Here is a 15,543-nt window from a genome sequence, read left to right as displayed (position 1 = left end):
TTTTAACACATTTTAGGCGTTTGTATATACTATTTATAAAACAACTTTTATAAAGGGGAATTCATATGCCTACAGCGTTACAAGAAGAAGTCGAAGAAGCACGGGAAACATATGTCAGTCGTATCATCTTAGTTGGAGGATCCGCTTTATTTTTAGTAGGCGGGGTTATCTCAGCAATTTCAGCCTTTAAAACTTATAATCGTTTGGAGAATACGCCGCCTTCTACAGATAATTCATAGATATTTTATAAAATAAAACGTCGCCTCCAATATGAAGAGACGACGTTTTATGATTCATACATATGACACTAAAAGTATCGGTAGATTCCCTACTCCATTTTCTAAGCTTACTTCACCACAAAACTAGTCTGACTACACCCATCCTTCTGCTTCGTTACTTCTAATACAGCCGGCATTGCGTTTTTCAGCTCTTGAACGTGTGAAATGACACCGATAAACATTGCATAAGAACATGCATAAACTACAAAAAATTTCTAGTGAGCGACTGACTTGTAGTAAAGAATCATCGTATAATATCCTGACCAATTTCTTCCTATACACGAACGCTTTTTCTGTTATCCGCCATTCCCCTTACTTCCTTTCCATCATTTTTGACTCGATTGAAAAATAACCGTGTAAAAAGTGAATTAAATAAATGAACGTTCATAAATTATTTTCTTAAATTAAACGAACAGTTAAACACTTAGTAATCGAACAATTATTGATAGTTCATAAAGGTATACTTTTATGAACGGAGGTAACGGACGGCAGGGTTGAAGTTTTCAAGGCACGTCTCTTCCGAAGGGGTAAGGCTGGTGAAATCGGAAGTATTATGAAAGGTACAAAACGAGTTTCTTCTATACATAGGCGAAAAATAACCCACTTCCGAAAATTCCAGGCGGGTGTCTATCAGACGGCGGAGGCTGATAAAATGTAAAATTTTTGTAAACTAGCGAATCCATTTCCTACTATATAAAGCGTTAAAATAAACCGCTTTACATGTACGATGAAAGTATCGAATGCGCGTACGTCTGACCCTTGCACCTGATAAAAACCGCAAATTACTATACCGTACTATAGTCAATATGATCCGTTTCTTCCTTATATGACGCGGATTATCACCGTTATAGCTTCCTTGATAGTAAATTCGTTAAAGGGCGTATGTATGGGCCGGAAAGCTGACGAAACGGGAACGATTGGGAAGTCGATTGTGTAATTGCTTCTATATATACGAAGAAAAAAACGCTACTTCCCACCACAAAATATTTCTTCGGTTACGATGCACAGTTTCCGTGCGTGGGGAGAAATTATCGAAGGGTGAGGTTCAGAGAGTGAACGTACGTCACGAGCGTTCGGCTGGTAAAACGGGAAGTATGTAACGTAGTGTATAATGGTACGAATAGCCGAATTTGTTCAGTTTTGTTAGCTTTACGAGGAAAGAAGGAGAGTTTACGCGAGTACAGGCGGTTATAATATATAATAAAACAGAAACAAATTGTTTGGCATATGGTATGGAGAGGCCCCTAATAATATAAAGGAGCCTCTTTAGATAGATAATTATGTAGTAATATTTTGTTGGCTAAACCACTTTTGAACTTTTTCCCAAGTAACAGGTTCAAAAGGCTTACCACTAATCGTACTGATTTGATAATACTCTGAATCTATATTACTTAAAGTTTTTGAAAAATCTTTCTCAGGATGGCTAAGATACTGATGTATCATCCAAGCGTTATGTAAGACTATTCTAGTTCGACCTTGCATCCACATGACCGTAAATATATCCCACGGAATTTCCACTAGTTGTTCATCTGGTAGTGATTCAGCTTGTTTAGAAATCTTTACTAATTTGGAATAGTAATCTTCTTGGTGCTTAAAAAAGGACTGAATACGGTCTATTTCCATAATCATTATTTCTGCTAATCTCATAATAGAAGACTTTTTATAACTTTTTGTTTCAATATCATAGTCTAACAACTCTCCACTAGAGACTAATTCCTTAATTGCTTCGATTTTAAACATTTTTGTGTTTGCACCGTATAGACCTAAAAAAGCAAACCTTCTAACATCTTTTGCAGGGAATTTTTGTCCCTCTGGGTCCTTTGCATTTGCAAACCCTTGATATATCTGAGTAAGTGAATACGGAAACGCATCACCACTTGTAGTATAATCATCAAAACATGCTCTAATATTTTCTTGTAATTCTTCTAAAGCTAAAGTACGAAGAATTTCCATACGTCGATTTGTTTCTATGTTCATCGTCATAGACATTACGTCAACTATGTCAGAAAAACGAGAGAATCTCGATACCCATGTTCCTTTAGGATAACGCTGGCCTTGTTTCTGTGCCGTGATATACTCTTCATTTTTTGTAACCTCTTCAATAAATCCTCTAGTGAAATCTATGTCTTCCATAATTTTTGATTTATTTGTACCTTGAGATCGATTATATTCATTGATAATTGCCCAAACATCATCTCTAATAAACGTGAGGAGTGAAATATCTCCAGTTTGTTCAAACTTATTTCTAGCATATCTGAACTCTTCTTGAGTAATAGTACTTACTTCGTTTTGGTACCAACTACCTCTTTTGTGTCCAATCAAAAGTATATAGTACTGAGACTTATCTATTAAATCGAAGCATTGTTCGAAGTTAGATATAGTAGGATTTACGGGGAAGGTTGTCGTCTCCGACATGTATACCCTATACCCACTTTTTTCTAAATAAAAACCAAGTGCGCTTCGCAAATCAGCGAAATCACTAATTGTAGAACTGATAAATACTGCCGGTCGATTATCTTGATTTAACAATTGGGATGTTCCTCCTTATTAAATATTTTAGGAAAATACTACCTATAATAAATTTACTTCTTTTATAAAATTAGCGCAATTATTACCTAAAGGATTTCATAATTTAATTTCGTTTTCACTTGTATTTAATAGTGTTTTGCGGCTAGACTTGTAAATAAACTCGTAACAGTAAAGTAATTTCTGAATCTAGCATATGACGATTTAAGCCGCTTGAGATAGCAGCTATTTTTCGTATAGCTGAAATAATGCTTCAACATCAATTTCATCAATATCATCTATTATGATTAATGGCACTTCGTTTTTATGATTAACTGCGCAACTAATAATTGATAATATTTTATACCTACAAAAAAAGACCATCAAATTGACGGTCTTAAGATATCGTTACAATTATAAATATTAACGGATTGCACTTTAACAAATTCACTATAAATATGCTTCCGCTGCTAGACCAAAAGTTATCTTTAACGGAACTTCACTACCGTTGTTGAATACCTTCCTGCTTACGTTGCATTTTATTGTTTTAAATAAGAAAGGTGGACGGCGCTTACCCGTCTCATTCGTTTCCCTATTACGTATAGGTAACCCAGCAGGAGAAATTAGTATTAAAAGTTATGTCCACTTTAAAAATATTTTTTATAAAGATTAATTATTTACAACTGTAGTGGAAGGATCTAAAAGAATCTTATCCATAAAAAGGTTATCTATTCGATCTGTGACAAATTCTAAATCTCTATTCAGCTCTATCATCTCAAGGCTATCCGTCACATACGTCCTACCATTCAGCATTTCTCCTTTTATTTCTAAGGCTTTACGAATGATTATATGATCTTCTCTCGATAAATAACCTTTATATGTCATTCTATCCACAGTAAACATTCTATTTTCTATGCTGTCAAACTTATAAGTCGACTCATCAAAAAGTTCTATATAATCACTCAATGCTTTCATTAATAATTCATAATTAGTTATAAAACTACCGAAAATACCGAAATCACTTGTACTCTCTGCAATTTCTTCTTTTTGTGATTCAGTTAACGTTATCTTATCTAGACTTTCTATTGCTTTATATAATGTTTCTTTTATATCCTTCGACAATTTTACAATTTCCTCATACTCTTTACGAATCAATCCTCTATTATGCGCCACTTTATTTCTTAAATCATAAAGTTTTCCCCATCTTTTACTTAAATATTCTCCATCACAATCTACTAAGTCAGAAAAATATTTTTCCCAATTCGAACGCGGAACAAACTGCATTAGCTCGTCTAATTTAAAATCACTTTCATTATTCGCTTTTTTAATATTCTCAAAAAGCTTATCTACAGGTTTTGAAGAATATTTTTTAAATAGAAACTTTTCAAGTTGTATAAAATCAGTTTTATAAAGAAAATCTGGGGTTTCATCTTTAGAACCTTTGACCGAATTTTTAACTTCAGCAGGAATATTTTCTTTCGCCCATCCCATTCCTACATTTGTTAACATGAACTTAGTGATTAATTTTCTCATCAAGTTCTCTACTTCAAAAATTAAAGGGTATGCTTCTTTAGAATAATAGAAGCTGATATCGTCCCACAGGATTTGAGGTGCATTCCCTTTACCAGTCTTACAAATGATTTCATTAATGTCACTTAATAAGTTTTCGAAATCCTTAAGCTTTTTTAAATTTCCATATTTAAACTTAGTATAGAAAAAACGTTGATTCTCTTTTTCTAAATTATCTGTTTGAATTTCGTATTTTACTTCTATGCCCTTATAAGTTATCTTATTGTCATTTCCATCTATACTTATATTTTTATTTGATTCAAGAAGACTATTAAATCCTTTTATATCGGCACAAAAATCACTGTTTGCTTTAACAGCAATCAAGTATTCCACTTTCAATTCTTCCGCAGTCATTCTAAATTTCTCCTTTTACTTTTCATATATATATATATATATAAAGTAAATTATATAGTAATATTTTCCTCGATGCCAATATTTTATTACAAAAAGTTTCCAGAAAAAATATTCTCACTCTCCTGCCTTTTCTACAATTATTTAAATTTTTATAGTACGTTATGGCTTTCACTTTTCTTTGAATTGCATTTAAACTTTAAATTGCTGTTGAAGTTTCTAATTCTATATTAACTTGTGAGCTGCTTAATACGTTAAATTCGAATGGTTTGTTATTTGCCAATTAATTGACTTATTCCCCCAAAAAAATAGAAAAGCACTAGCTCATTGCTAGTGCTTAATAGAGTTATAGAATTTATTTTCCCTTTTTTGTAGCATCTGAACTCCTAATAGCTGTTGCTTGTTCTGAGAACTCACCCTTTTTAATCTTAGTAGTGCCTAAACTTTGTATAGGTGCCGTACCTCTAATTTCAGCATATGTATTTCTATTGCTGTTGTTATTGTTGTTATTATTAGTGGACATATTTTATCACCTCCTCAATAATAAAATGCACAGCAAAAACGATAAATCCCCAAAACATAAGATTTAGCCCTAATGAATATTCTTTCATTTTAGACTCTAGCATAGCTTTATTATTATCAATTGCTTCCTTATATGTAGCAGCGATTTGAAGTTTCGCTTCTTGTTCGGATGCTTCTGCTAAATCTCTTGTTACTATATTATCTAAATCTACTTGATCGTACTCTCCTGTTCGCACAGACCTTAGAAAAAACGAAATACTTAGCGTAAAACATACAAAAACAGCTAACTTAAATAGAAGTGTGTAAACCAGGTATGAACTATCTTTAATTATTGGCTTATACGAGCCTAAATAAGTGAGGTATGCTGCAAATAATACACCCACAAAAGCTAAAGTAATGTTTGTCTTAGCTTCTACCTGTTTGAACCTCTCTGATTCTTCATTATATATTGTTTTCGCAGTATCTAGTATCGCCTCATGCGCTCCGTGCAAACTACTATCCTCTAATCCACTGCTTTGTGAATTGTTATCAGCATTTTCTTGACTCATGTGCAAGCTCCTTAAAATTAAATTCATTAGAAAAATTGTACAATATTTATTAAATTTCAACTGTATTTCAAAATAATTCCTTGTATTCTTAATTATATTTACAAGTTTACATCTTGTCCAGTAAGGCTAGCGGAAAAAAGACTGCCATTTTCAGCAGTCTCAAAAGTAATACATATTAAACTGTTACCTTACATCCTCATACTCTTTATAAATTTTAGCATCTTTATCTGCTATATCTTTAGTAATTAAAAGTATCATTGTCCAATTCCCATTTTCAATATTATGGCCTGTAATCATTAGCGCATCTTCTTTTTCATATCTATCTGTTTTGTCAACTTTCCACTCTTTTTCTAAGTCAAAAAAGAGTTGTAGCACATGAGAACATGTTATAGCAATGTCAACTTCATCTGTGATAGTTATTTTGGTCCCACCTGTTAAATTTATTACGTCATACTCACGCTCCATAATCCCTCTCCTTTAAACAAAGCTCAAATCAATTACCATATTTAACCTTTTTAATTGTAACATATCTTCTAACCACCTGCACCCGTGTAAACTCCCGATATACCTTCCGTCTCTCCTCGTTCCTAGACTTCGCTTCCTTATCGATTTGCCACGTCTCTTTTCTCGTACATTTCCTACGTATCGGAGGTTTATAGTTACGTCTGTCCACCCCGTATTCTTCCGCTACTTTCATCGATACCTCTCCGCTATGTCTACCTAATAATTTTATATTTTTTCCTTTTACCCGCACGATTTCACTACTTTTTGCAACCTAGAAATACGTAAGCAATATAAGAACGGGAATAATAGATAACCGCCGCACCTAACCCGCAATAAATCGTAATAATACCTATAGTTAGATACACGACTGAAAGGGCGACGCTGTTGAATACTCTACTACGCGTTGGGCATCGTCTAAGAAATCCCGCAATCTATTTAACGTATTTTCATACTCGGCCTTAGATCGCCTATTTAACGTATGAAACTCACCTTCGTATTGTTTTAAGAATGCGTACTGTTTGATGAAATTACGTGTGTGCTCCGAAAACTCCATTACCATACCGGAAATTCCAGTTTCGTTCGTAATCCTGTAAACATTTTCGGATATATCCCCATAACGTTCACGATACAAACGTAATTGTTCTTCTGATTCGGTGTCTTTTACGTATTCCACTTCCGGTGTTTTATTGAGTTCCTCCGTTAGTAGTTGACCGAGTACTTGTTTATCTTCTTCGGCTTGTTTCAACGCCTTTTTTACTTCGCGTAATTCACGAACCGTCATTTCGTCTACTGTTTTAGTTTCGCCGGTTGACGGGATTGTGTGTGGGCGTTCTCGATTTTCATCATCAAACGAAGTTAATATATTTAAAGCATCTAAGCTAAATCGAGAAGTCGACTTCCTCGAAATTTTCTTACCATCGAATTTTCTGTAAACTCTCACATATTTATTTGCTTGCCTTCTTGTTATACTTAATGTTTCCGCACACCAGATTTCCCAATCTCGAAAACCGTTGAAACCGTATCTTTCTGGGGTATCACGGACAATACTTAACCATCTTCCTATCTCGAAAATAGCTTCACCCGCTACTCGTTGATAAGCGTTTATTTCTGCGGTGATTACTTTAATATCGTTTGATAACTCTACTAAATCGTTACCCATTAGTAACACCTCCTTAGTATTTCAAAACCTTACAACTTCGCTTACGCGCGTTGTATCTCATCATCTATTAGCGGTGTTCTTTTATATAAGTAATTACCGCTGAATATATTAATGACGGAAGGATATTTCGCTAGAAATAGACTTCAAGGTTTTAGCTCTTAATCTTTTTCTAGTTAAAAGTTAGTTCTTGTTAGTGTGAACTACAACCATGTGTGGAAGTCGCCATATGTGGTCATACGTCACATGGACTAATAGATTCCGGTTCATTTCCGAATATCGTTAGCTGGCTGATCGGTAGAATCGTATATACCGTATTTTCTCAAGGCTAGATTACCTAACTGACATTATTCTACTATATATCCCCTATACATTTTGTGACTTTAGTTTTAGAATACAGGTAATGGAAGATATAACCTCTTTCTTGTGACTTTTTAAAGGAGGACATAAGATTGAGTGGTACAGTAAGTAAAAATAAAAATACAGGTAAATGGGATTTTGTCTTCGCTATTAAAGATCCAATGACAGGCAAGCGTAAACAGATACGCCGCAGAGGTTTCACTTCTAAACGGGAAGCACATGAAGAAATGACGCTTTTAAAAGCTGAGTATCTTAAAGATGATTTCCTTAAGCTTTCTCATATGTCATATGAAGCATTTATGGAACAGTGGTTTAAAGAAAGGCAAAATCAGCTTCAAAAATCTACCTTTCGAGCAAATTACACGCATTACTTAAATATCATAAAACCTCGTCTCGGTCACTTGAGGGTTCAAGATATTACAACAATGCATCTACAACACTATATCAATTCGTTAATCGAGGACAATCGTTACTCAAAAGGTACAGTAAATTTAACTTTCAGTTTTATACGAACCTCTTTGAAAAGAGCGAAAGTACTTAAACTTATAAAGAATAATCCGGCAACCGATGTTGTTTTACCTAGAATAACTAAAACTGAAATGGAAGTATGGACGTTGGATCAGGTAAATTACTTTTTGAGTGGAAGTAAGACAATGAGGAACTCTACAAGATTTCGTATTAGCTTTTCAATAGCAATATTAACTGGCATGAGACAAGGTGAAATTTTAGGCTTACGTTGGAAAGATATCAACTTTGAAAATAATAGAATTTTTGTCAGACAAACGTTGTCTGAGCGTGGGGAATTAAAATATGGAGCAAAGAATAAAACTAGTATACGTACAATTCATATTCCGAATATTTTAGTAGAAGAGTTAAGTACTCACCGTAAGTTCGTCGTATATGAAAAAGAAAAAGCCGGTGATAAATACACCGACTTAGACTTAGTTCTCCCCTCGAAATACGGGAAGCCGTTAGATTCTCGTAGCATACGTAGATCATTTTATAATGTAACCGAAAAACTCGGTCTACCTAGAATAAGGTTCCATGATTTACGACATACTCACGCTACGCTATTGATTCAACAAAACGTTAATGTAAAACTAATTTCAGAACGACTAGGTCACGCTGATATAGGAACAACATTAAATACGTACAGTCCCGTGTTACCTGATATGCAACGTTCTGTAGCCGAGAAGCTCGATGAAGTATTCGAAAAGTGTGACCGCTAGTGTGACTCGACCTTCAAATTCCGAAAAAATGAGTGGGAAAACCGATGGTTACAGGTGTTACTTCACCACAAACCTAGTCTGACTACATCCATCCTTCTGCTTCGTTACTTCTAATACAGCTGGCATTGCGTTTTTCAGCTCTTGAACGTGTGAGATGACACCGATAAATCGGCCTGATTTTTGTAGGTCAATTAAGGCATCTACTGCTTTCGTTAATGATTCTTCATCTAATGAACCGAACCCTTCATCGATGAACATCGTTTCGATGGAAATACCACCTTCATATGCTTGAATGACATCTGCCATTCCTAGCGCTAAGCAAAGTGATGCGTTAAATTTCTCTCCGCCGGATAATGTTTTTACATCGCGCGTTTGGCCAGTGTATGCATCGTACACATCTAAGCCTAATCCACTTTGACGGTTTCTTTTTTCAACTCGTTCACTTCGTTTTAAATAAAATTGTCCATTTGATAATTTACGTAGTCGTTCGTTTGCGATTTGAACGATTTGTTCTAAATACTCAATTAAAATGTAACGTTCAAATGATATACGACTTTCGTTATCACCTTTCATTACTTCATATAAATCAACAAGTTCTTGGAAGGCTTTTTCTTCCTCGTGAATTTGTTCGTCAATACGTCTAATGTTTTCATGTAAATCAGAAATATATGTTACCGCATTTTGCGCACGTTGACGTTTTTCTTTAATTATATCGAGATTAATTTCTAGTTCTTTTATGTGTTCACCTAAAGATGTAATATCCATGTACTCTTTATCTTTTAATTCTGAGTTTAGCTCTTCAATTTGTTTTGCAAGCACTTCAAGAGATGAATAATAACCTTGAATTTCTTTCTGTAACATCTCCATCTCGGCGTCGCTTAATTTGGCTTCTTTATACGTGAATTGATCTGTAAATCCGCTTTGTTCTAGCTCTTTCATAAAGCGTGCGAAAGTCTCTTCTTTCTTCAATTTTGCACTTTCAAATTGATTAGAAGCACCTTTCTGTTCTGCTTGAATACGTATATTTTCATTTTGCCAATGTTGATACGCTTCCTGCACTTTCTTCCATTCGTCCTCCATTAACCTAAGTTCGTGCATAGCTTGGTCAAACTGTGATTTCCAAGCTTGTACTGTTTGCAAGTTTTCTGGAATATTTCGTTTATCATGTTCATATGACGTACGAAGTTGCATGCACTCTATTTCTGTACGGTGCTGCATTGTTTCTACTTCCCGTTTTTGTTTCTGAAGTTCTTCTATTTTTTCTTCTACGCTTTTCATGTTCGCAGCAATCTGCTTACGTGTTTCTTCACTTGCTTTTAACGTATTAACGTCTGCTGCTAATTGTTTTCCTTTTTGAACAAGTGCACTATATGTTTCAACTAATTTTTCGGAGTTATAGCCACGCTTCACAACTTCTTCTATCACTTGTTCATATTGTAGTCGATAAAAACTCCATTTCTCCTCTACTTGCACATGTAATTTTTCAGCAATGTTCTTCTTATCTCTTAAATCGTTTAACTCTTTTTCATCGATCGCATTACTTTGCTCTGTAGCTTTTTGCGGATGATTCGTACTACCACATACCGGACAAGATGCACCGTCATGTAAATGAAGAGCTAATATACCAGCCTGTTCACTTAACCAGCGGCGCTCCATGTTTTCATATGCACGAACTGCCACGTGCATTTTATTATTTGCCACTTCTTTTTCTTGCTCGAATTTTTGTTTTTCTTGCCAAACATCATATGCTTGCTTTAAAATTTTTGCATCTTCTCGCATATTCGTTAGTTCTTCTACTTTAGCTACATATTGCTCAAGTGCTTGTTCTAATTGATGCAATTCATCAGACATTCTCTGTTTTTGGCTTGTATGCTCTTCTAGTTGTTGATCCAACTTTTGCATACTTTCTTTTAATTTCCCTATTTGAATTTCGGCATTTTGTAAATTCAGCTTTCTCTCAGCTAATGATTCAATAATTGCTTGTAACTCTTCTAATCTTTGAACAAGTTTTTTAGCCTCTTCTCGTTCAGCTTCTTTATTCTTTACTACTTCATACTTCTCCTGAGCAAGTTCAAAGCTGTTCATTATCTGTTCTTGTTTGACGATTATCTGTTTTAACAAACTTTCAGCTTTCTGCTCATTTTGCATCGCTTCTTCATACCATTGTTCAAATGGTAATAAGCGCTTTGCTTGTTCCGCACGTTTAAAGGATTTTTCTTTCCTTTCAATTGCTGCACGGTTCTCTTGTAAAGTGTTATATTTCTCATTCTTTTGTTGTAAATCTATAAATTTCTCATTTACAGATTTTGCTGCATGAAAACGTGTTTCTGCATCCTTTAATTGCTTCGTTTGAACATCTTGTTCTACTTGTAATTGCTCAACCTCTGCCTTATACACTGTTGTTTCTTGTTCTAACGCTTCTACTACTTGATGCGTATTTACATGTTCTTGTGCCGCTAATGTCTCTAATAATGCTCCATCACGGATTGGTAATTTAAAAACATTACGGAAATAGAGCTCTCTCTCTTTTTGTTTTTCTTGTAAAACATCTTTCCATTGTTTTCTCTTTTGATCAAGTAACTCACGCATTAATTTATAACGATCCGTTTTAAAAATACGACGTAAAATCTCTTCTTTGTTTTCCGTCTCAGATGTTAATAGTTTTCGGAATTCACCTTGTGGTAACATAACAATTTGACTAAATTGATGTTTACTTAAACCAATTAAATCTTCCACTTTTTTGTTTACGTCTGTTACATGAAAACGATCGACGGCTGGAACGTTTTCTCCATCAATAACTTCATATAATTCTACTGCATGTCCTGTAATGGTCTTATTCCCTTGTTTTTTATGTCCAAGTTGTCTTTTTATTTCATAGCGTTTCCCTTTTAATTGAAAGGTTAATTCTACACTTGTATAAACATCATCATCAGCAAATTGACTTCGAAGCATGCTCGTATCACTACGTTCTTCTCCACTAGCCTCACCATATAACACATAACAAATCGCATCAAAAATCGTTGTTTTTCCAGCTCCCGTATTCCCAGAAATAGCGAAAATACGATGTTCTCCAAGATCTTCAAAATCGATTACTTCTTTCTGTTTATATGGCCCGAATGCTGTCATAATAAGCTGAATCGGTCTCATCCTCGTTCACCTTCCCGTTCTTGCACTGTTTGTAATACATCTATAAATAGGCGTTCTTTCTCTTCTGATAAATCTAACCCTTTCATTTCTTTATAGAAAGCCTTTAAAAGAGATAAATCATCCGTTTTATGTCTTGAAACCGTTACTTCATTTGTATCTGTGAGTTCTCGCCTTTGCATCGCTCTTTCAACGTGCATTGCATTTGGATATACAGATCGTATTTTCTCCATTGGCTGTAAGACAGGGTTTTCATCTAATAATTTTACAAATACGTAATCTTCACTTACTGGGTGCTGTAATAATTCATCTATTTTCGCTTCTACTGTTCGCATTTTACGACGTGGTGAAAGTAACCTTTTTTCAATTGCTACTTCACCAGTTTCATTCAGTTCTACAATGTAATAACCTTTTTTATGTTTCTCTTCAGAAATTGAATAGGCAAGTGGTGAACCTGAATATCTAATGGTCTCATTACGTACGAAATGCGCTTGATGTAAATGTCCAAGCGCAGTGTAATGAAACTTATCAAAATAATGACTATTTACATATTCAGCACCACCAATTGAAAGTGGTCGTTCTGCATCACTTGTATTCTCCTCCGCTTCTCCTGAAGAAGTTACAAATGCATGTCCAACAAATACATGTCTAGCTTCTTTATCCATTGTTTCAGAGAGCTCATTCATAAAAATGCGCATCGCATCATCATGAGAACGTACGTCTTCATTTTTCAACACGTGTCTAACTATGCTTGGGTCTGCATACGGTATTAGATGGAAGTGAACCTCTCCATATTCATCATTTAGTACAACAGGTTCATACGGGAATTGAAATTGGCCTGCAATATGTAATCCCTGTTTTTTCATTAAACTACTCCCAAAATGGATACGATCCGGACTATCATGATTACCAGCTACTGCAATAACTGGTGTTTGTAAATCAATAACTATTTTTTGCAGCACATCATTTAATAAGTCTACTGCTTCTGTAGGTGGAATTGCTCGGTCATATAAATCCCCTGCAATAATTACAGCATCTGGTTTTTCTTCTTCAACAGCCTGTACAAACTGATCTAATACAATCTTTTGGTCTTCAGTCATATACACGCCATGAACAAGCTTACCTAAATGCCAATCCGCTGTATGAAATAACTTCATATTTTTCTACTCCTTTTAATTTACTGATTTTAGTGAAACGAGTTGATAGTTTATTGTAGTTTTTCCGTTCTCCCACTCTAGCTTCAATATCGTTGCACTTCCAATTCTTTCTTCATTTGATTTATATAAAGGCAATATTTCTTGAATTGTAAATAAGTGATAACCATCCAATATTAATTGAAATATATTTTCTTCAATATGTAATCTTACTTCTTTTTCATTTGAAATAATTTTTGTGTGCATCTCAAATTTCATGATAGATACAACCCCTTTTTATAATCTCTACATTTTAATAGTATAGTGGCTATGCAAGATTGACAAGTACATACACAGCAAAGTACACACTTTTCTATTGTTATATGTTTTATGTATTTTATATAAAATACGGTATGTGAAATTTTATATTTTCTCCAAAATAAAAATGCCTATTGTGACATCTTTATTTTTGTATAAAGTCTTTCATTACATAATATAAAACGGTAATTAAAACGATTGCGACGAAAAATGAGAACACTGCGACAATGTACCCATCTTTATTTAATAAAATACAGAATGAAATAGATATTATAAAAATCGGAAATACGAGACGTACTTTATCCTTCACTTCTTCTGTCGTATCTGTATGATGAAAATACTGCGTTATCCCTATCATTAAAGAAGACAAAATAATAACCGACAATAGTAAAGGTCCTGGCATTCCGATTTCTCCTTTCTCTATTTCTAATTCAGTGTAAAATTTTTTATTACAATTGTACGATTCATTTTTTCTTCAAACACTCTTTTTAGAATTGATAATGAACAATTCACACCTATATAATAGCGCTTTTATCATTATAACTTCAAATAATTACACTTACAGTAATGTTGTAATATTCCCCCTCAGTCTCTGAAATCCTGCAAAGATAACTCGTCAAAATATGCGGTGACCAAATTAATATTTACCGTCAACTTTTGACAAAATTTATAAAGGACATTTCAGTACATATCAAGAATTAAGAATAAGAAGATATGTAAGGGAGGATGCATTATGACTGAACACGTTTTATTTTCTGTTAGTGAAAACGGCGTTGCAACAATTACTTTAAACCGTCCAAAAGCACTTAATTCTTTATCTTATGACATGTTACAACCTATCGGACAAAAACTTAAAGAGTGGGAACACGATGAGCGTATTGCACTTATCGTGTTAAAAGGAGCTGGCACAAAAGGTTTTTGTGCAGGTGGCGACATTAAAACTCTTTATGAAGCGCGTTCCAATGAAGTGGCATTGCAACATGCAGAACGTTTTTTTGAAGAAGAGTATGAAATTGATACATATATTTATCAATATACAAAACCGATTATTGCTTGTTTAGATGGAATTGTAATGGGCGGTGGTGTCGGTCTTACAAATGGTGCGAAGTATCGCATTGTAACTGAACGTACGAAATGGGCAATGCCAGAGATGAATATCGGCTTCTTCCCAGACGTCGGAGCTGCATATTTCTTAAATAAAGCACCTGGATATACAGGTCGCTTCGTTGCTTTAACAGCATCTATTTTAAAAGCTTCTGACGTATTATTTATTAATGCTGCTGATTACTTTATGACATCTGATTCATTACCAGAGTTTCTTACTGAACTTGAAAGTGTAAATTGGCATAAAGAAGATGATGTACATACTAATTTAAAAGAAGTTATTCGTACATTCGCAACTGCTCCAAACTTAGAAAGCGAGCTGACTCCTTCATTAGAAGTAATTAATTCACATTTTGCTTACGATACAATTGAAGAAATCATCCATTCATTGGAGAAAGATGAAAGCTCCTTTGCTCTAAAAACGAAAGAAACACTGTTATCAAAATCACCTATTTCACTAAAAGTAACATTAAAACAGTTTATTGATGGACAAGATAAATCCGTTGAAGAATGTTTCGCTACGGACCTTATACTTGCTAAAAACTTCATGAGACATGAAGATTTCTTCGAAGGAGTACGCTCCGTTGTCGTTGATAAAGATCAAAATCCGAATTATAAATATAAACAGTTAAGTGACGTTTCAGAAGAAGATGTGAATCGTTTCTTTAATTTACTTAATGCATAAAATGAAACTGTAATGAGTGGGTGTTTTGTTCATCCCCCACCTAACTTCTTTGCTCCAGCTAAATCTTGTGCGGTGGAAATCTTACTACTCGCAAATAGCGGGATAAAATCGAGGCTATATAGTAGTGTAATTACAGC

The 15,543-nt window shown here is 34.4% G+C and carries 13 protein-coding genes; 3 read left to right on the top strand and 10 right to left on the bottom strand.

Annotated elements, in window-relative coordinates:
• Positions 1 to 65 precede the first annotated feature (65 nt).
• Complete coding sequence (locus AC1Q51_RS02785; RefSeq protein WP_001141667.1) at positions 66 to 239, top strand: hypothetical protein; 174 nt, start codon at positions 66 to 68, stop codon at positions 237 to 239.
• Between the two features lie 1,317 nt (positions 240 to 1,556).
• Here AC1Q51_RS02785 and AC1Q51_RS02780 read toward each other — a convergent pair.
• The 6 genes from AC1Q51_RS02780 to AC1Q51_RS02755 form a co-directional block, all read right to left on the bottom strand.
• Positions 1,557 to 2,807, bottom strand: a complete 1,251-nt coding sequence (locus AC1Q51_RS02780) for a DUF4062 domain-containing protein (protein WP_492331354.1) — start codon at positions 2,805 to 2,807, stop codon at positions 1,557 to 1,559.
• Between the two features lie 645 nt (positions 2,808 to 3,452).
• Positions 3,453 to 4,706 (bottom strand): hypothetical protein, encoded by a 1,254-nt coding sequence (locus tag AC1Q51_RS02775; RefSeq protein WP_492331353.1) that lies wholly within the window; start codon positions 4,704 to 4,706, stop codon positions 3,453 to 3,455.
• A 352-nt stretch (positions 4,707 to 5,058) separates the two neighbouring features.
• Entirely contained in the window at positions 5,059 to 5,226 is a 168-nt protein-coding gene (locus tag AC1Q51_RS02770; RefSeq protein ID WP_492331352.1) for a hypothetical protein, read from the bottom strand.
• Complete coding sequence (locus AC1Q51_RS02765; protein WP_492331351.1) at positions 5,216 to 5,773, bottom strand: hypothetical protein; 558 nt, start codon at positions 5,771 to 5,773, stop codon at positions 5,216 to 5,218. Before AC1Q51_RS02765 ends, AC1Q51_RS02770 begins: the two co-directional genes overlap by 11 nt.
• 183 nt (positions 5,774 to 5,956) lie before the next feature.
• Positions 5,957 to 6,238, bottom strand: a complete 282-nt coding sequence (locus tag AC1Q51_RS02760; protein ID WP_492331350.1) for a hypothetical protein — start codon at positions 6,236 to 6,238, stop codon at positions 5,957 to 5,959.
• A 394-nt stretch (positions 6,239 to 6,632) separates the two neighbouring features.
• The gene (locus AC1Q51_RS02755) at positions 6,633 to 7,436 is read right to left on the bottom strand and encodes a hypothetical protein (protein ID WP_492331349.1); all 804 of its coding nucleotides are present in this window, start codon (positions 7,434 to 7,436) and stop codon (positions 6,633 to 6,635) included.
• Between the two features lie 449 nt (positions 7,437 to 7,885).
• Between AC1Q51_RS02755 and AC1Q51_RS02750 the strand changes: the two genes are divergently transcribed.
• A complete protein-coding gene (locus AC1Q51_RS02750; RefSeq protein WP_492331348.1) occupies positions 7,886 to 9,022 on the top strand; it encodes a site-specific integrase in 1,137 nt (378 codons plus the stop codon).
• A 57-nt stretch (positions 9,023 to 9,079) separates the two neighbouring features.
• Here AC1Q51_RS02750 and AC1Q51_RS02745 read toward each other — a convergent pair whose 3' ends face one another.
• The 4 genes from AC1Q51_RS02745 to AC1Q51_RS02730 form a co-directional block, all read right to left on the bottom strand.
• The gene (locus tag AC1Q51_RS02745) at positions 9,080 to 12,169 is read right to left on the bottom strand and encodes an AAA family ATPase (protein WP_492331347.1); all 3,090 of its coding nucleotides are present in this window, start codon (positions 12,167 to 12,169) and stop codon (positions 9,080 to 9,082) included.
• A complete protein-coding gene (locus AC1Q51_RS02740) occupies positions 12,166 to 13,323 on the bottom strand; it encodes an exonuclease SbcCD subunit D (protein WP_000765150.1) in 1,158 nt (385 codons plus the stop codon). Before AC1Q51_RS02740 ends, AC1Q51_RS02745 begins: the two co-directional genes overlap by 4 nt.
• Positions 13,324 to 13,338: 15 nt before the next feature.
• On the bottom strand, positions 13,339 to 13,578 hold the full coding sequence (locus tag AC1Q51_RS02735) for a DUF2584 family protein (protein ID WP_000667344.1): 240 nt from the start codon (positions 13,576 to 13,578) through the stop codon (positions 13,339 to 13,341).
• Positions 13,579 to 13,762: 184 nt separating this feature from the next.
• Complete coding sequence (locus AC1Q51_RS02730; protein WP_001119409.1) at positions 13,763 to 14,020, bottom strand: hypothetical protein; 258 nt, start codon at positions 14,018 to 14,020, stop codon at positions 13,763 to 13,765.
• A gap of 330 nt (positions 14,021 to 14,350) precedes the next feature.
• Between AC1Q51_RS02730 and AC1Q51_RS02725 the strand changes: the two genes are divergently transcribed.
• Positions 14,351 to 15,406 carry an enoyl-CoA hydratase/isomerase family protein gene (locus AC1Q51_RS02725; RefSeq protein ID WP_074047299.1) on the top strand — a complete coding sequence of 352 codons (1,056 nt, stop codon included), beginning with the start codon at positions 14,351 to 14,353 and terminating at the stop codon, positions 15,404 to 15,406.
• Positions 15,407 to 15,543 lie beyond the last annotated feature (137 nt).

Source organism: Bacillus sp. MT94 (genome assembly GCF_058792475.1).
Note: the sequence above shows the minus strand (reverse complement) of the source record. Positions and strands in the feature narration are given on the sequence as shown.

Excerpts from the sequence above, each read along its gene's own strand:
- AC1Q51_RS02785 (WP_001141667.1), top strand. The coding sequence starts at position 66 with ATGCCTACAGCGTTACAAGAAGAAGTCGAAGAAGCACGGGAAACATAT.
- AC1Q51_RS02775 (WP_492331353.1), bottom strand. The coding sequence starts at position 4,706 with ATGACTGCGGAAGAATTGAAAGTGGAATACTTGATTGCTGTTAAAGCA.
- AC1Q51_RS02770 (WP_492331352.1), bottom strand. The coding sequence starts at position 5,226 with ATGTCCACTAATAATAACAACAATAACAACAGCAATAGAAATACATAT.
- AC1Q51_RS02765 (WP_492331351.1), bottom strand. The coding sequence starts at position 5,773 with ATGAGTCAAGAAAATGCTGATAACAATTCACAAAGCAGTGGATTAGAG.
- AC1Q51_RS02760 (WP_492331350.1), bottom strand. The coding sequence starts at position 6,238 with ATGGAGCGTGAGTATGACGTAATAAATTTAACAGGTGGGACCAAAATA.
- AC1Q51_RS02755 (WP_492331349.1), bottom strand. The coding sequence starts at position 7,436 with ATGGGTAACGATTTAGTAGAGTTATCAAACGATATTAAAGTAATCACC.
- AC1Q51_RS02745 (WP_492331347.1), bottom strand. The coding sequence starts at position 12,169 with ATGAGACCGATTCAGCTTATTATGACAGCATTCGGGCCATATAAACAG.
- AC1Q51_RS02740 (WP_000765150.1), bottom strand. The coding sequence starts at position 13,323 with ATGAAGTTATTTCATACAGCGGATTGGCATTTAGGTAAGCTTGTTCAT.
- AC1Q51_RS02735 (WP_000667344.1), bottom strand. The coding sequence starts at position 13,578 with ATGAAATTTGAGATGCACACAAAAATTATTTCAAATGAAAAAGAAGTA.
- AC1Q51_RS02730 (WP_001119409.1), bottom strand. The coding sequence starts at position 14,020 with ATGCCAGGACCTTTACTATTGTCGGTTATTATTTTGTCTTCTTTAATG.
- AC1Q51_RS02725 (WP_074047299.1), top strand. The coding sequence starts at position 14,351 with ATGACTGAACACGTTTTATTTTCTGTTAGTGAAAACGGCGTTGCAACA.